This is a genomic window from Tumidithrix helvetica PCC 7403, assembly GCF_965232925.1.
GTDB lineage: Bacteria > Cyanobacteriota > Cyanobacteriia > Pseudanabaenales > Pseudanabaenaceae > Tumidithrix > Tumidithrix helvetica.
On sequence record NZ_CBDDRA010000020.1, the window covers coordinates 76,891 to 93,418 of the forward strand.

The following is a 16,528-nucleotide window of genomic DNA, read 5'->3' on the forward strand; positions in this document are numbered from 1 at the left end:
CATGAACTTCTTTGAGAGGTGGAACTCAGCACTCAGAACTTAGCACTCAATTGATTACCAATTCAGTTGTCAATTCAGATGAAATGATTGCAAGAATCAATAGTCACTGTCAGCAACGCAGATCCCCTGACATTTAATACCGTTATTGGCAGTGCGACGGCAATGGGGACATAGGATTGGCTCGTCTATAAGTTCGTTCTTAAGTTCGCGAGAGGACTCATGATGATTGTGGCGTTGAAACGTCATAGCGTTAAGGGCGGAAGGCTGCATAATAAATTTTGAGGATTTGAATAACAGCCTAACAAACCTAACAGGATGCAAGTACTACTTTTGGGTAGAAACTGGCTCAATGGGTATAATTTTATCAACCCGAAAGCCAGCCAATGTAAAATCTTGAGGGATTTTTTCGGTTGGATAGGGTTCGATCTTCGCAAATTGTTGCTCGTCGATCGACAACACCCCTAAAACGCTAATCGGTACTTGCAAAAATAGGTTCGCTGCCGCAAATGCAATAGAGGCAATCAATAGCCCGACAAAACGAGATTGCGTAAGTACAGAAGATGCGATCGCCGTTAAAGGGGGCAATTGATATAGAGCACACAAGATTCCCACCATCGCCATCGCTGTTGCAGCACTGAGGATTCGCTGTCTCGGTGTTTTAAATAAACTCAAGATCTGTCGCTGTTGGAAGGTGATTTTATCAGGCTTCATCGCTAAAACGAGAAGGCTGAAAATTTCAAAAGGACGAGACCACTGCATCAAAAAAATAGGAATCACTCCTACCCCTACCATCAGCAAAATTTCTAGCCACAGGATTGGTAGGCGATCGCTTACCGATAAACCAAACCAAACGATGCCTAAAAAGACAGGAAAAGTAACAATTCCAGCTAAGTGAATCCACAAAAACGGTTCTGATTTAAAAGAAGACATATATGAAAGATTGATAAATTAAGGGCTAAGAGTTAACACTACTTAGCTGTAAGCATCGCGGTTCAATTACATCTTAACTCTTTAGTTAGATAGATCTAAAACTATATGATGTATAAATTAACATCGCTACGCGAACATCGATGGGCTGACTTTGCATCTCGGTATAACGGTGTAGCCTAATCAAAAAACGCTTACGACAAGAAATTGGCAAAAGCCTATGCTAGAAATGCGTAACCAAGCCTTGTTAAGCTTTCATCACTGCGCGCAGACAATCAACACTAATAGTAGGCATCTGTCTCAGCGTTTTACCAAAAGAGAGATATCCTTAAGCTGGTGATGGGAATTGAACCTACGACCGGCTGATTACAAATCAGCTGCTCTACCACTGAGCTACACCAGCGCAAAACCTAGATGATAATTCTAGCAGAGGGCATATCAATTATCAAACAGAATATTTGCCATGGAAATTGACTATATTGCTTTATTTGTCTCAGATGTCAATCTTTCTGTAACTTTCTATCGTGAGGTTTTGGGGTTTCAATTTGACAAGCCGATCGCGCAGGATGGGACTGAAGGGCTTAGCGGCAGCTTAAAAATTGGCATTTACGATCGGATCTGGCTAGCTAAATTATTTGGCGAAAACCAGGACTCTGCACTGAATAGCCATTCCTTTTTACTATCCATGACCGCAGACCATTTAGAGACGACCTATCAGCACCTACTTCAATCCCAAATTCAAGATCTAGTGCCAAACGTCAACCCACCCAAGATGATGCCTTGGGGACAGAAAATCATTTTTCTCACCGACCCAGATGGGAATTTACTGGAAATCGTGGAGAAACGACCCAGTTCTTGACTTCGGCTCCGCTCAGTCACCGATGATTTGACAGCTAATGCAAGCCTTTTAATTGGCGCACGAGGTGAATAATTTCAGGCAAGATGAGCTGCTCGATCGCTAATTTCACTGCATTGCTAGAGCCGGGCAACGAGAACACCAACTTGCCTTGATAAATCCCTGCCTCAGAACGAGAAGCGATCGCCCTAGAACCAACCTCTTGCCAGCTCAGGTAGCGAAACATTTCACCAAACCCGGGCAGGGTCTTTTCTAATAAGCCAGCGATCGCATCGTAGGTCGTATCCCTAGGCGCAATTCCTGTCCCCCCATTCAAGATCACGGCATCAATTTCAGGGATTTGTGCCAACTCCAGCATATGTTGGCGAATTTGGTCTGGCTCATCCTTGACCAAGATATAGCTGCCGATTAAATGCCCTGCATTCAATAGCGATTGCTTAATAAAGTTCCCACTCTTATCTGTTTCGGGCGTGCGGGTGTCGCTGACAGTGATGACTGCACAGTTAACCTGATAGGTGGGCGGATCTGGACAAGGATTCGAGGGTTTCATTTTTTGTTAAATCCCATATCATTGGCTTCGGCATAGCGATCCATAAATCGCATAAATCGCTCCCACTCACTTTCGCCTTCCATTTTGTAGACGGCTTCAATGCCTGCGGGTTTGCCATTGATAAACTTGGCATTGACGTTGCGGGTAACCAACTCACCTTCTTCGTCGATCATAAACAAGCCTGTAATATCGGTTAAGCCACTGTTTGCAGAACTCGTACAGTTCGGCTCGTTAATAATGAATGTTGCCGTACTAGTACTGCCATCCTTAGAGCGGGTCAGCCTTACATCAGAAACTTCCTCATCTATACCACGCGCTAATTGAATTTTGGCTGTCATGTTAAACCTTTTTATTAAATTTATTTAACTTTAAGTATAGTGGGATACGTATTCATGTAACTGAGCCTATTGGCAGAATTTCTCGACGCAACGGGTAAAAATCTCTACGCCTGTGCTCAGTGCGGTTTCATCAAAGTTAAACCGAGGGTGGTGGTGTGGATAGGCTAAATCTTTTTCAGGGTTTGCCGAGCCTAAAAAGAAGTAGCACCCAGGCACAGCTTGCAAAAAGAACGACATATCTTCGCCGCCCATGGTCTGGCATTCGGGCACAATTCCCGCAGGCGTTTCTACAACGGACTCTGCGACCGATCGCACTAACTCCGCGATCGCATGGTCGTTAATTACAGGTGGATAGAGTTTTTGATAGTCAAACTCGTAGCTAGCGCCATGACTTTGGCAGACCCCTGCAATAATTTGTTCGATCCGTTTGGGAATCAAATCGGCTAAAGCTGGATTGAAATACCTTACTGTGCCGCTGAGACGAGCCGTATCGGCAATGATGTTGGTAGCACTACCCGCATGGAGTTCGCCAATGGTCACAACCGCAGCATCTAAGGGATTTACATTCCGCGCTACAATCGTTTGCATGGCATTCACAATCTGAGCTGCGACTAAAATCGAGTCAATGGTTTGGTGCGGCATCGCCCCGTGTCCGCCTCTACCCAAAACATGTAGGTGAAAAAATTCTACGGCTGCCATCAAAGCACCTGCACGCACGCCCACTGTCCCGAGGGGAAGGTTATTCCAAAGGTGCAGTCCGATCGCAGCATCAACCTTAGGATTCTCTAGAATACCCGCTTCGATCATCGGTTTCGCGCCACCAGGCCCCTCCTCAGCAGGCTGAAAGATGATTTTGACCGTGCCTGCAAAGCTGTGACGATGTTGCCAAAGATGATGGGCTGTCCCAAGGGCGATCGCCGTATGTCCGTCATGACCGCAGGCATGCATCATGCCATCGATTTGCGATCGGTAGGAAACAATATTTTCTTCCTGGATTGGCAAAGCATCCATATCGGCTCGAATTGCCAGTACCTTTCCTTTGCCTTTTCCCCCTCCTGCGATCGTGGCAACAATGCCTGTTTGCGCAATGCCTGTCTGATGGGGAATTCCCCATGTGGTGAGCTTATTGGCAACAAACTCTGCCGTGCGCTTTTCTTTAAAGCCCAACTCGGGCCATCGATGCAACTCGCGTCGCCACTGCACTAAGCTGGACTGCAACGCTAAAATTTCGGGTCGAATGCGAAATTCAGTAGAGGGGGGGAAATAGGGAAGAGAAGAGACCATGTTACAAATGAGTTCAGCGTTTTGTGCGAGCGATCGGGTAATTGTTTACTTGAGGGATTGTGAGATTTTGTTTTCTTATTCTAAGCAATTTCAGTAATGGTATTAAAATACACAGTTCCTATAAATATTTCTGTAACAAATATGCTTGTCTAAAGATTTAGGCTCTAGTGCCATGATGGATACTTAAATTCAGTTCTTAGTTCTTAAAATTTATGCCGTTAATTAAAGTTCAAACCTCAACTTCTGCACCAGCAAAGCCTGACTTAGATGCCCTGCTTAAAAAACTATCTGCGGCTTTAGCAAATCACTTAGGTAAGCCTGAATCTTATGTCATGACAGCCTTTGAACCAAATGTAGCGATGACCTTTGGCGGAACGCTAGACCCAACCTGTTATGTGGAGATCAAAAGCGTGGGCAGTATCACCGCACAGCAAACTAAGGCGATGAGTAAAGATTTTTGCCAACAGTTAGCTAAATCGCTGAGTGTCTCCGAAAACCGCATTTATATTGAATTTGCCGATGCCAAAGGCTATCTCTGGGGATGGAATGGTTCGACGTTCTAAAGCAAAAAGGATATTTAAGCCCAGCCCAAAATCGTATAAGTCCAAAGACCAACAATTTCTCTAAGAGCATTGTTGGTCTTTCGCAATGCCTCTGCATTGGGTAGAAAATCGAGGATCGCTGTCCAGCCTTTGTCGTTGGTGTTATTGACAATCCAAAAGTCGGTCGGAGCTGCGATCGCTTCGATCCCTAATCGTTTAAAAATCGCTAGCGATCGCGGCATATGCAGCGCTGAGGTTACAAGTAGAATCCTATCGATCTTGCGCGTTTGCAAAATTTGCTTGACATTGACGGCATTCTCTCTCGTATTCAATGAGGTCGAATCTTGGAGGATTGCTGAGGCTGGAACCCCTAAGAGTTGAGCGATTTCGGACATATCCTGAGATTCTGGGTTGCCACCTTCGCCATACCACTCTGCTCTGCCACCACTGACGATCAGCCAAGGGGCTTTGCCTTGTTTCCAAAGTCTAGAGCCATGAACGATCCGATCGCCTGCTTCATTCACCTCATACCAAGGGCGTGGTGCGATCAGAGGCTTTGTGCCACCCCCCAGAACCACGATCGCATCGGCTTTGGGCAATTCGACCGATGGTAGGTTTTGCCACTCTAGCGATCGCATCAAGGTATTCGCAAAAGCTTCGTTACTGCTGACTAACAACACCACTAAAGCCATACCCACACAAATCATCGGAATTCGACTGGGTTTGCGATTGACAAAGCCAAGCGCTCTTTTGAGCTTTCTGCGATCGCGCCACATACTAATCAGAGCAATAGTCAGCAAAATTGAGACAAATCCCAAAGGTGCCAGAAATAGAGGCAAAATCTTGGACAAAACAAGCATGACTTTAGAGATAACCTTTACAGATCGGACTTGATTAACTAGGATATTCCCCTATTGCGGGCTAGTAAAAATTTCATGAGGGATCATGTTTGATCTTCTGACAAACATTCTGGTTTGGATTGTTGCCATTCCAATCTTGATCAATCTATTTAACATCATTCCCAAAGAGTGGTTTCGCTACATTGGGCTATTTATTTTTGGTGTAGTTCTCATTATTGGCTTTGTCAATCTCAGATTTGTCGATCAGCCCGTTCCTAAACTCGTTATCGATCTGTTTACGTTTCCCTTCACCGTTACGGGAATTATTTTACTCCTGCTGTTTTTTAATTTACTCAGACTAAAAAATCCCAAGTCTTATGTCAGAAGTGGAAAAGAAGTTGATAACAAAAATGCCCTCGTCAAGCTTGAAAAAGTTAGTCTAGAGATTTTGATTGCTTTCATTATTTTTGCGATCGCCAGTAATAATGCCTTTTCTACTTTATTCATCAGCTATTTAGAGCAGCAAGGCGATAATGCGATGGAGCAATCGCAGCGACGGCAAGTTGTCAACCTCACAGAACAAGATCTCGCGGATATTAAACGGAATGTATTTGAAGTGATTGTCGTACTTGCCGATAACACGCCCTACGAACCCAGTTTACTAGAGGCTGCAAGGGTTTGGCAGAATGCTATTCGCAAACCAATTATTCTGGTCAGTGGGGGCAAAGAGACTGGTCTTCCCGCTGGTTATCCCTGCGCCATCGCGCCTGAAAATCCACCTTTTCGCACCCGTGAAATGGTCAGAGATGAAATTGCCACGCGTACAGGAGTTGCAAATATTGGGCTTAGGTATGATGCGCGTTATGACCCATATTTCAGCGATCGCAAAGTGCCCACAGAGCCTTTAAATAAAGTAACGATGACCGATGCCGATGATATGTGTGCCTTTCTGACTAGGCTTCCAAATGCGATACCTCGATCTTCCATCATCATTGAAGCCAGTGGTCTAACCATCCGCAGTAGTGGCGAGGAAATCAAAAAGCTAGAAGAGAAAAAAATTATTGGTGTCGATCCTAAAACTCACGCCAAGATTTTGCTACTGGCAACTCCCCTAGAGGGTAGCCGTACTTTTTTATCCTTTCGGAATCAAGGCTTAAATGTTACCTTACGAACGATTTATCCCACTGAGACGGCTAGAAGAAATGCGGATGATAGACCTTGGCCGCTCAAACCTAGCATACGCATTAAACCTGAATTTTTTCTCTTTAGTGCTGAGTCTTACCTACGTTCCGAGAGGGCTTGGAATGAATTTAAACAACTCGTCGTATACACGCTCAGATTTTGGATGCAACCACCTGTTACCGATCAACCTCCCTATCTACCCACGCCAGGTAAGTGATCATAAAGAGTTCTCATACTCATTTCGATGTAAAAATGCTGAGCCAAATTTAAGCGCAGTCCTTGCAAAACAAGATAATACTTGGAAGTTTTTAGAGATCTGGGTCGATCCAGTGATTTTCCCGCCCTAAATTCTCATGCTAGTTGGCAATCGCGATGGCAGTTGTCATATTTTTAACCCCGCCTCAAACTATAAACTTATCGTATCTCATGCTAACTATCAAACTGCCCAAAAGTGACTACTTGAGGATGAATACGAACGGGTCAAAGGGCAACTTTTAGCTGATGAAATCATGCAAATGCTTAGCTTCAAGAACGCGACTTAATGTAGTTGAAAATATTTGTAACAGGATTATTTAAGAGTAATTTACATTTATCTCGCAAAGTTATTTAATATGATGTAATCACGAAAACAATAAAAAATGAGTAAGTCAGAAATTATTAATGTTCCTCAAATATGTTGTCGTTGCACTAGCAAGAAGAATTTACTTCCGTGGGGAATTTGTCTAAAATATCTAAAGTCGCATTTTGTTATTGTAAGAGTTTACAGAACTATTACTTTTGATGTATTCATTTGTGAATCCTGCTCAAGGCATATAAAAGCTTCGCAACAAAAAATCAATAGAATTATTATATTTTCATTGTCTATAGCCGCTATCTTTAGTATTTTGATAATTATATGCAGTGTATTACCAAAAATTCAAAAAGGTATTGCAATAGACTTCCAAGAATTTATGTTAATTGTATTAGCCAGTTTGTCCATTTCTTGTGTAGCAGCTATTTCTTTGTTTTTTGTTCTTGCATTAATAGTAGTTACTCTAAACTATGATGCTTTCTTTGGTTTAGCAAGAATTAGCTTCTTCCCACCTATTCGAATAATCTTTTCCAATAAAAAATACACTTCCCTATTCAAAACTATTAATCCGAACTTAAGGTTTTAATTGAAGAGCTGGTGTAACCCAACTAACGTGAAGTCAGACAAATCCACCCAAAAAACTTCCCAAACACTTATGGATTCTTGGTTGACAGATGAAGTTAAAGAATTGCTTTGCAGACCCTGTCTAGATATTTCATCTGGAATAGCGAAGAAATTAAACAATCGGATAAAATTAAAACAGAATATAGATGAACGAGCATTAACTGAGTACTTAGTAGATTTACTAGATACTTCATCACTAGAGAATGTATGGGGAAGTGTTAGAGAATTGCTGCGAGATCAAAATATCTACTTAGATACTAATGTCCGAAAATCAACAAAAGAAAATAAAACAGGCGCAGACATAGGTTTAATTATTAATCGTAAGATATGTCAAAGAAAGACTCAATCAGAAATACGATATAGCTGTCTGATCCAGTGTAAAAAAATTGACATTAATGGCGTAATAGGAGATTTCTTCCATGAAGTTAGGTCTACAAAAAAATCTCAAAGTAGCTTGATGCTTGATATTACTCCTAGTGCATTTTATTTCATCTTCACGCCTTCATGTTTGCTTGATATTGATTATTCGTTAGTACCTATAGCCTTTATTACCATTGGCGGAGTGTGTAAATCTTCGATATGGGATATGCGGCATTTTGGATGCGATGAAGTATGGTTTCCATTTCTATCAAAGAATCAAAAAGATTCTACGACAGGAGTTCTAGTTGTTCCCGCTCTTGCTGTGGAAGCTCAAAAGAATAAAAGTAAGGACGTAAAACTAGAAGATATACTGCCAAATTGTATGCCCCTTTGGTACTGGTTTTCAGAAGTATTAATAGCTGGCTTTGTTGGCGACCCAAGAAAAGAAACAATAGAGACAGCCACAAATGGTGTGGAGTTTTCTGTTGAAATCATAATTGGTGGTCAGTAAGGAGAGTTAACAACGAACGTAACACGCCATCAAATACAAAAAGGGGGCAAGTCTGACTTACTCCCTTTTTGTTTCTTGAAGATTGATATAGAGGTTACAGATTAATTCACAGCTTGGGCTGCCAGAAGTTGCTGCTTAAACTTTTCAAGTTCGTTAGCCCAACGGGGATCGGGCTGATGTGCTTCTAAAGAGGTTGAAGTGGAAGAGGTTGAAGCGGTGCGACCACCGCCTGAGCGCTTAGACTTGCTACGCTTGCTGGCAGCAGTCTTGGGTGTAGGCGCAGGAATATTTGAAGTTACAGCTACGCTTGGCGTACCTTCAGCATCGGGAGATGACTCTTCGCCACCTTCGCCATCTTCTGACTTACCTTTACTGCGTGGCAGAGCTTTCTCAAGCTTTAGCACCGCTCCGTTAAAATCAAAGCCGTTAAACTTTTCAATTACCGTGTCAGCTAGTTCGGGTGTACCAACGGTAACAAACCCAAACCCACGACATCTACCTGTTTTGCGATCGGTGATTACCTTTAAAGAAACCGAATCACCTGACTCGTTAAAAATCTTTTCTAGCGCTTGACGATCTAATTCCGATGGCAAGTTGCCAACATAAAGACGAATGGACATGATACTGAGAAACCTCTATATTTTGAAATCTTCAAGAGTGGGGTTGCAGCAGCAGTGACTAAAAAGACTTGTGCACTTAAAACTTAAAATCGAATGTGCTGCGTGTTGTATAACATTTAACTTTTTTTGACGTTTTCACGCCACCTATCAAAATACCATACAATGATTTGCTTGTTTATGGCAATGATAATTTAGGCAGGGCAAACGTTTCAAAAATGCTGGTGTATTTTTAAGCGATCGCACTTACACAACCATAAGGTTTCAATCGATTTAGCCAGCAAACCCCCTAAATTTCAAGGGTTTGGAACTTGGCAGCCCAATAAGTAGTCTGAAGGCTAAATTCAATTACTTATTCATAAAATCTGCCCAAAATGCTATGCGCTCTTCACAATTATTAAGGATAGCGATCGCCTCAGTTCCCGTACATATCCTCTGGATCGCGGCATGGTCAGCTACCCCAGCGATCGCTAGACCCATAACTACCTTTTACACGCCGATCGCCCAAAACACTGGCCAAAATGCCTATGAAACCGAACTTTTGCGGCTAACCAATCTAGAGCGGCAGAAGGTAGGTTTAGCCCCACTCAAGCTATCATCGCAGTTGAGAAAAGCGGCTAAAAAACATGCTTTAGATATGGCAATCAATAATTATTTCAGCCACACGGGGCTCAATGGCTCCAGTATGGTCAGTCGAGTTAAAGCCACAGGCTATACCTACAGTGCTGTAGGCGAGAATATTGCCGCAGGTAGACCAACCCCCTCTGCCACGATTCAACAATGGATGAATAGTTCGGGGCATCGTGCCAATATCCTCAATCCCAAATTTAACGAAATCGGTTTTGGCTACGCGAATGTTCCAGATAGTCGCTATCAGCACTACTGGGTACAGGTATTCGGTAGTCCACGCCGTTAGGGATTAGCGCATGATTTATTCGTTTTTGGACTCTGGCGAAGGACTGGGTTGTAAAAGATTCAGTTTTTCATGGGCTTCAAACCAGTCAGGGCTGAGTTCGATCGCCGCTTGTAAGCAGGCGATCGCTTCCTCTTTGCGATCGCTTTCTGCTAAGACCAGCCCTAGGTTGTAATAGACTTGAGCAAAATGGGGATCGATATCTAAAGCTTCTTGGTAAGAAATCAACGCGTCCCGTAGATTGCCTTGCCGCACAAATACATTGCCCAAATTGCAATGAGCGTCAGCATAGTCGGGCTGTGTAGTAATTGCTTGGTGAAAGTGATCGATCGCGCGATCGAGTTGCCCTAACTGCAAGCAAGCAATTCCCAAATCGTTATAGTCTTTTGCCCCGATTAGATCGATATCTACGGTTGTGGCTTGGGCATAAACCTCCGCTGCTGCTTTCGTATTCCCTTTAGCTATGAATAATTCGGCAAGAGCGCGATAGGCTTGAATATAGAGGGGATCGAGGCTTAAAGCTTGTTGATAGCTACTGATTGCTTCCTCTGACTTTCCTCTGGTTTGCAGCGAGTTGCCCAAATTTAAATGGGACTCAGGCGTAAAAGCTTTGGGTTCGAGTTCTAGGGCGATTTGATAATGCGCGATCGCGAGTTCTTGCCAACCTTGCTGTTGGTAGGCATTCCCCATCATAATATGGGCGACTGGCAGTTCTGGATTTAGTTGAATTGCTTTTTCTAGACTAGAAATCGCTTCTAGAATATTGCCTTGAGCCAAATAGGTCTCACCAGTTTTGACATGAGCGATCGCCATTTGACGATTGGCTTGATGGATATGATTGGAATTGCTATCTAAATCGTCCGCCGCCATAGGTTCCATCCATTTTTTAATTCTGCAACGCTCTAGAGAATAGCCTAGATCGATTTCTGCTTCTTTTTTTCTGTTTTTGTGAGTGAATTGGACATCTAGTAAGGCGATCGCTACTTAATTCTCTTAATGTAATCTTAATCACAAAAAATATAGATTTTAGTGTAGCAAGAGGAACAATTCCTGATAGGGTAAATCTTAAGCCAAAAACAAGCAAATTTTAAGATTTAGTTAAGCTGGAAGCGGAATTTTCATGAAAGTACTAGTAATTGGTGGTGACGGTTACTGTGGCTGGGCTACGGCTTTACATTTAGCAAATAAAGGTTACGAAGTCGGCATTGTCGATAATTTGATTCGGCGACACTGGGACAGCGAGTTAGGTGTAGATACGCTCACGCCGATCGCCTCGATTCAAAAGCGGATCGCCCATTGGCAGGATCTCACGGGCAAAAAGATCGATTTATTTATTGGGGACATTACAAAATACGATTTCTTGCAAGATGTCTTCGCAAAGTTTGAGCCCTCCACAGTTGTACATTTTGGCGAACAGCGATCGGCTCCTTACTCCATGATCGATCGCGAACATGCCGTACTTACCCAGGTGAATAATGTGGTGGGTACGCTCAATATCCTTTACGCGATTAAAGAGCATTGCCCAGAATGCCATCTGGTCAAATTAGGCACAATGGGTGAATATGGCACGCCTAACATTGACATCGAAGAAGGCTACATTACGATCGAGCATAACGGGCGCAAAGATACCCTGCCCTATCCTAAACAACCAGGCAGTTTTTACCATGTGAGTAAGTGCCAAGATTCTCTTAATATTCACTTTGCTTGTCGTATTTGGGGGCTACGGGCAACCGATTTAAATCAGGGAGTTGTCTATGGGGTTCTCACCGAAGAAACAGGCATGGATGAGCTTTTGATTAACCGACTAGATTACGATGGCGTTTTTGGTACGGCTTTAAATCGTTTCTGCATTCAAGCGGCGATCGGACATCCACTTACGGTCTATGGTAAAGGCGGTCAGACACGCGGATTTTTAGATATTCGCGACACGGTGCGTTGTATTGAGATCGCGATCGCTAACCCCGCCGAACCAGGCAAATTGCGCGTATTTAATCAATTTACCGAAATGTTTTCTGTGCTTGACCTCGCCCACATGGTGCAAAAAGCTGGTCAAACCATGGGAATCAAGGTAGAAATCGATCACCTCGAAAATCCTCGTGTAGAGTTGGAAGAGCATTATTTCAATGCCAAGAATACCAATTTGCTCGATTTAGGCTTACAACCGCATTTCTTGTCTGATGCCTTGCTGGATTCACTGCTAAATTTTGCCGTGAAATATCGCGATCGCATCGATCCAGATCAAATTTTACCCAAGGTATCTTGGCGCAGGTAATCTATCTAAGGGAGATGTTGTAAAGAAGGCGGCTATATCCCATGCTTTTGGGGTATAGCGCTATACTTATCTATATTCAGAGGTAGCTATACTCTTTAAGAAGTCAAGAGTGAGTTTAGTTCTTGGTTGCCGGATTTAGTTGGTTCTAGGCGTTTGTATTGCTGGTCTGCTAAATACAAAAAGCAAGCACAAAAAGTCTTTCGAGACATTCGGGGAATATCAGAAAAGAGACAGTTGTCATGCCCAAGATATTACTGGTCGAAGACAATTACATGAACCGAGATATGCTCTCGCGTCGCCTGGAACGCAAAGGTTTTCAGATTGTTGTTGCCGTAAATGGTGCAGAAGGCGTAGCCTTGGCTCAAACGGAAACGCCCGACTTAATTTTGATGGATATGAGTTTACCAGTGCTAGATGGTTGGCAAGCCACACAGCAGCTAAAATCGATGCCCTCAACCAAAACAATACCGATCATCGGCTTTTCTGCCCATGCCATGGCAGGCGATCGCGAAAAAGGTATTCATGCAGGCTGTGACGACTACGATACCAAACCCTTAGAATTTCAGCGTCTTTTAGGCAAAATCCAAGCTTTGCTAACAAAATATGTCACCAATTAAGGATTTTGTTCTACTGATTGTTGATGACAATGAGATGAACCGCGAGCTTTTAGAGCGGCATCTTAAGCATCAAGGATATAGCAAAATTCGGATGGCTGTGAATGGTCAACAGGCGATCGACGTTCTGAATGCAGAAAAGGTTGACCTTGTACTTCTAGACATTATGATGCCTATCATCAGTGGCTATCAGGTGCTTGAATATCTCAAAGCCGATCCTCATCTACGATTTATCCCTGTGATCGTGATTTCTTCCCTAGATGAAACCGATCGCATGGCAGCTTGTATCGAACTAGGTGCCGAAGATTATCTACCTAAACCCTACAATCGCACTATTCTCAAAGCCCGAGTCAATGCCTGCCTAGAAAAAAAACTCTTGCGCGATCAAGAAACTCTCAATCGCCAAAAGCTCGAAGCAGCTTATAAGGAATTAGAAGAGGCTTATAAAGAGCTAGAGGAAATCAAAAATAAACTTGAGCTGATGACTCGGCAAGATGGGCTAACAGGCATCGCCAACCGCAGCTATTTCGATCAGATCCTCATCCGTGAATGGAAAGCCTCGATGCGCAATCAAGAATCTCTTTCGCTGATTATGTTTGATATTGACTTTTTTAAGCAATTCAACGATACCTATGGGCACTTAGTCGGTGATGAATGTTTGCGTAAGGTGGCGAGGGTTGCAGAACGGGTTATCTGTCGTCCAAGAGATGTAGCAGCCCGGTATGGGGGCGAAGAATTTGCCATGATCTTGCCAGACACCAATGCTGATGGTGCTATGCTCATAGCACAGAAATTATGTGATAGTGTTGAGGCTCTGGAAATTCCTCATGCTTTGTCTAAAGTAAGCAAGTATGTCACGATTAGTATTGGTGTAACCACAAACATTGCCGATCCAACTTATTTAGCCGATCGCTTGATTGGCAATGCCGATCGTGCCCTCTATCAAGCGAAGCGTGAAGGACGAAATCGGGTCGTTGTCTGCTTAGATCGCCCTTTGGTGATTCGAGAATTAGCCTAGCTATTAGATGCTATTCAAACTTTGGCGATCGCCCAGCCTACAGAGCGAGATCGTTGCTCAGAAAAAACACAAATAATCAATATGGTTCAATCGCTAAAGGGGAAGCACTCTATGGAAAATAGGGATATCAATGTCTTAATTGTTGATGACAATGAGATGAATCGTGAAACGCTTGCGCGTCGCTTAAAAAATGAGGGCTTCAACTTTTCGATGGCTGTGAATGGACGAGAAGCTTTAGAAATGGCAAGATCGCGGCGCTATGACCTGATTTTGCTCGATATTATGATGCCTGAAATGGATGGATACACTGTACTCTCTAGACTTAAGTCTAACGAAGCCATGAGTGGCATTCCCGTAATCATGATCTCTGCGATCGAAGAGATGGAAAGTGTGATGAAGTGCATGGAACTCGGTGCCGATGACTATCTCACCAAACCCTTTGAGCCTGTTTTATTGAAAGCAGCGATCGCGCGATGTATTCCTCAAGCATCTTCCAAGGCATTGGATCCAGTGCCAAGAACTCCTCTATCTAGTCGGGTAGATGCGTTCAAAACGACACTCCAGTTAAACAATCCATTGCCTTCCGATAAGTTTGAACTTCCCGAAGAGACGACCAAGGGTAGACCAACCGATCAGTTGACCGTTGAAGAAATCGTGTATCGGATTCTTAATTCGGGTAAAATCAGCCGTAAGGGCTATCTTTATCTCAGCAAAGCTCTCTATAATTCTATCTTTTCTAGTCGAACCTTCACCGAGCAGCAAAATTCTCAAGTTTCTCATATTTTCGAGTGCATTGCGAAAGGTCGCATCCAAATAGTTGATTAGACCAAGAGTACCTAAAGATCGTATAGAGATCGTGGATAATTAGATATTGACCTTTAGCATTCAAGCCACGCATCCCTAACCCCCTAAATTTCTAAGCACAAACGGGCTTTAAATCTCTGACAACTGAATTTCTATATGACTTCTACTCCTCTAACCCAATCGCTGGCTGAATCTGTCCAAGTCACTCGTACAGCGGCGCGAACTCTTGCCAAGTTGCCAACCCAAGCCAAAGATGCTGCCCTCGAAGCGATCGCCAATACCTTGGAAAAAAATGGCGATCGCATCCTGCAAGCCAATCAAAAAGATGTCGAGGCTGCTAAATCTGCACAGTTGCCCATTGCCATTCTCAATCGTCTCAAATTAGATAGCAATAAGTTGGCGAGCATGGTTGCGGGAGTCAGAGACATGGTTCGATTGGCGGAGCCCGTGGGTATCACCCAAATTCATCGAGAATTAGATACGGGTTTGACCCTAGAGCGCATTACCTGTCCTTTAGGCGTTGTGGGTGTAATTTTTGAAGCTCGTCCTGATGCGGTCACACAAATTGCCGCCTTAGCAATTAAATCTGGGAATGGCGTCATTCTCAAGGGTGGCAGCGAGGCGGTTAACTCCTGTGAAGCGATCGTGGCAGTAATTCATCAAGCACTTAAAGATTTTAGCAAAGGGAAAGAGTTGGCAGTTTCTCCAGATGTGGTGCAACTGCTGACGACCCGTGCCGAAACATTGGCAATTTTGCAAATGGATTCGTCGATCGATCTGATTATTCCCAGAGGCTCTAATCAGTTTGTCCGCTACATTCAAGACAACACGCGTATTCCCGTTTTAGGTCATGCTGAAGGCATTTGTCATTTATATGTGGATGCCAGTGCGGATATTATCCAAGCTGCCGCAATTGCAGTGGATGCCAAAACCCAGTATCCTGCGGCTTGTAATGCCATTGAAACCCTCTTGGTTCACCAAGCGATCGCCGTTGATTTTTTACCGATTGCAATCCAGTCTTTACAGCGTCAAGGCGTAAAAATTCGTGCGTGCGATCGCACATTTCAACTTATGCAGCAGATGGGCAAAGCGATCGACCTGCAACCTGCGACCGAGAGTGATTGGTCTACGGAATATAGCGACCTGATTTTAGCGATTCGGATTGTGGACTCGTTGGAAGAGGCGATCGCGCATATCAATACCTACGGATCGAGACATACCGAAGCGATCGTCACCCAAGATCCAAATGCTGCTTCTACCTTCTTAAGCGATGTCGATGCGGCAGGAGTTTTTCATAACTGTTCCACGCGCTTTGCCGATGGTTTTCGCTATGGCTTTGGTGCAGAGGTGGGCATTAGCACCCAAAAAATGCCTCCACGCGGCCCCGTTGGGCTTGAAGGGCTCATCACCTACAAATATCGACTGATTGGAGACGGTCATATTGTGGCAAGCTACAGTGGTAAAGATGCCAAGACCTTTACCCATAGAGATCTAGCGTAATCCATATCCTGTTAAGCTCCCAAACAATTCTGTTTGTAGAAGTAGGTTTCGCTCAAAATTCCTACAGAAAACTCATGCTAAATTCACTAAATCATGAGAACAGCTACTTCATACAAAGTTGCTTAGGAATCAGCATAAATTAATGTTTATGTCGCTTTACTTTTTGCAAATGGTATTATCGCATCCCAGAAATTACGGATACTTGA

Annotated in this window: 18 protein-coding genes and 1 tRNA gene; 10 read left to right on the forward strand and 9 right to left on the reverse strand. The window is 43.6% G+C overall.

The window, feature by feature from the left end:
• Positions 1–96 precede the first annotated feature (96 nt).
• The 3 genes from ACP2WE_RS18030 to ACP2WE_RS18040 all read right to left on the reverse strand — a co-directional run bounded on the left by ACP2WE_RS18030 (position 97) and on the right by ACP2WE_RS18040 (position 1,330).
• On the reverse strand, positions 97–270 hold the full coding sequence (locus ACP2WE_RS18030; protein WP_425216933.1) for a DUF8639 family protein: 174 nt from the start codon (positions 268–270) through the stop codon (positions 97–99).
• Between the two features lie 54 nt (positions 271–324).
• A complete protein-coding gene (locus ACP2WE_RS18035; RefSeq protein WP_425216934.1) occupies positions 325–930 on the reverse strand; it encodes a low-complexity tail membrane protein in 606 nt (201 codons plus the stop codon).
• 328 nt (positions 931–1,258) lie between these two features.
• A tRNA-Thr gene (locus tag ACP2WE_RS18040) sits at positions 1,259–1,330 on the reverse strand.
• A gap of 60 nt (positions 1,331–1,390) precedes the next feature.
• On the opposite strand from ACP2WE_RS18040, the gene ACP2WE_RS18045 reads away from it, so the two are divergent.
• Positions 1,391–1,786, forward strand: a complete 396-nt coding sequence (locus ACP2WE_RS18045) for a VOC family protein (protein ID WP_425216935.1) — start codon at positions 1,391–1,393, stop codon at positions 1,784–1,786.
• Positions 1,787–1,820: 34 nt separating this feature from the next.
• On the opposite strand, the gene ACP2WE_RS18050 is transcribed toward ACP2WE_RS18045, so the two are convergent.
• The 3 genes from ACP2WE_RS18050 to ACP2WE_RS18060 form a co-directional block, all read right to left on the reverse strand.
• On the reverse strand, positions 1,821–2,333 hold the full coding sequence (locus ACP2WE_RS18050; RefSeq protein ID WP_330482775.1) for a MogA/MoaB family molybdenum cofactor biosynthesis protein: 513 nt from the start codon (positions 2,331–2,333) through the stop codon (positions 1,821–1,823).
• Positions 2,330–2,671, reverse strand: coding sequence for a photosystem II reaction center protein Psb28 (psb28, locus tag ACP2WE_RS18055; protein WP_425216936.1), 342 nt, complete (start codon positions 2,669–2,671; stop codon positions 2,330–2,332). The genes ACP2WE_RS18050 and psb28 overlap by 4 nt, the downstream gene beginning before the upstream one ends.
• Positions 2,672–2,737: 66 nt before the next feature.
• The gene (locus ACP2WE_RS18060; protein WP_425216937.1) at positions 2,738–3,955 is read right to left on the reverse strand and encodes a M20 metallopeptidase family protein; all 1,218 of its coding nucleotides are present in this window, start codon (positions 3,953–3,955) and stop codon (positions 2,738–2,740) included.
• Positions 3,956–4,167: 212 nt separating this feature from the next.
• Between ACP2WE_RS18060 and ACP2WE_RS18065 the strand changes: the two genes are divergently transcribed.
• Positions 4,168–4,518: a phenylpyruvate tautomerase MIF-related protein gene (locus tag ACP2WE_RS18065; protein ID WP_425216938.1), complete on the forward strand. Its 351-nt coding sequence runs from the start codon at positions 4,168–4,170 to the stop codon at positions 4,516–4,518.
• A 14-nt stretch (positions 4,519–4,532) separates the two neighbouring features.
• Here ACP2WE_RS18065 and ACP2WE_RS18070 read toward each other — a convergent pair whose 3' ends face one another.
• On the reverse strand, positions 4,533–5,357 hold the full coding sequence (locus ACP2WE_RS18070; protein WP_425216939.1) for a YdcF family protein: 825 nt from the start codon (positions 5,355–5,357) through the stop codon (positions 4,533–4,535).
• A gap of 85 nt (positions 5,358–5,442) precedes the next feature.
• Here ACP2WE_RS18070 and ACP2WE_RS18075 point away from each other — a divergent pair, with 85 nt between their 5' ends.
• Together ACP2WE_RS18075 and ACP2WE_RS18080 are read left to right on the forward strand one after the other, a co-directional pair.
• A complete protein-coding gene (locus ACP2WE_RS18075; protein ID WP_425216940.1) occupies positions 5,443–6,735 on the forward strand; it encodes a hypothetical protein in 1,293 nt (430 codons plus the stop codon).
• 1,009 nt (positions 6,736–7,744) lie between these two features.
• Positions 7,745–8,584 carry a hypothetical protein gene (locus ACP2WE_RS18080; RefSeq protein ID WP_425216941.1) on the forward strand — a complete coding sequence of 280 codons (840 nt, stop codon included), beginning with the start codon at positions 7,745–7,747 and terminating at the stop codon, positions 8,582–8,584.
• Positions 8,585–8,685: 101 nt separating this feature from the next.
• On the opposite strand, the gene ACP2WE_RS18085 is transcribed toward ACP2WE_RS18080, so the two are convergent.
• Positions 8,686–9,204, reverse strand: coding sequence for an RNA recognition motif domain-containing protein (locus ACP2WE_RS18085; protein ID WP_425216942.1), 519 nt, complete (start codon positions 9,202–9,204; stop codon positions 8,686–8,688).
• A gap of 376 nt (positions 9,205–9,580) precedes the next feature.
• Here ACP2WE_RS18085 and ACP2WE_RS18090 point away from each other — a divergent pair, with 376 nt between their 5' ends.
• Positions 9,581–10,117 carry a CAP domain-containing protein gene (locus tag ACP2WE_RS18090; RefSeq protein ID WP_425216943.1) on the forward strand — a complete coding sequence of 179 codons (537 nt, stop codon included), beginning with the start codon at positions 9,581–9,583 and terminating at the stop codon, positions 10,115–10,117.
• Positions 10,118–10,132: 15 nt separating this feature from the next.
• On the opposite strand, the gene ACP2WE_RS18095 is transcribed toward ACP2WE_RS18090, so the two are convergent.
• Positions 10,133–10,984, reverse strand: a complete 852-nt coding sequence (locus tag ACP2WE_RS18095) for a tetratricopeptide repeat protein (RefSeq protein WP_425216944.1) — start codon at positions 10,982–10,984, stop codon at positions 10,133–10,135.
• A 250-nt stretch (positions 10,985–11,234) separates the two neighbouring features.
• Here ACP2WE_RS18095 and ACP2WE_RS18100 point away from each other — a divergent pair, with 250 nt between their 5' ends.
• The 5 genes from ACP2WE_RS18100 to ACP2WE_RS18120 all read left to right on the forward strand — a co-directional run bounded on the left by ACP2WE_RS18100 (position 11,235) and on the right by ACP2WE_RS18120 (position 16,322).
• Positions 11,235–12,386, forward strand: a complete 1,152-nt coding sequence (locus tag ACP2WE_RS18100; protein ID WP_425216945.1) for an NAD-dependent epimerase/dehydratase family protein — start codon at positions 11,235–11,237, stop codon at positions 12,384–12,386.
• Positions 12,387–12,625: 239 nt separating this feature from the next.
• Positions 12,626–13,003 carry a response regulator gene (locus ACP2WE_RS18105; RefSeq protein ID WP_425216946.1) on the forward strand — a complete coding sequence of 126 codons (378 nt, stop codon included), beginning with the start codon at positions 12,626–12,628 and terminating at the stop codon, positions 13,001–13,003.
• Positions 12,990–14,018, forward strand: a complete 1,029-nt coding sequence (locus tag ACP2WE_RS18110; RefSeq protein ID WP_425216947.1) for a diguanylate cyclase — start codon at positions 12,990–12,992, stop codon at positions 14,016–14,018. The genes ACP2WE_RS18105 and ACP2WE_RS18110 overlap by 14 nt, the downstream gene beginning before the upstream one ends.
• Before the next feature lie 111 nt (positions 14,019–14,129).
• Entirely contained in the window at positions 14,130–14,843 is a 714-nt protein-coding gene (locus ACP2WE_RS18115; RefSeq protein WP_425216948.1) for a response regulator, read from the forward strand.
• A 135-nt stretch (positions 14,844–14,978) separates the two neighbouring features.
• On the forward strand, positions 14,979–16,322 hold the full coding sequence (locus ACP2WE_RS18120; RefSeq protein ID WP_425216949.1) for a glutamate-5-semialdehyde dehydrogenase: 1,344 nt from the start codon (positions 14,979–14,981) through the stop codon (positions 16,320–16,322).
• Positions 16,323–16,528 lie beyond the last annotated feature (206 nt).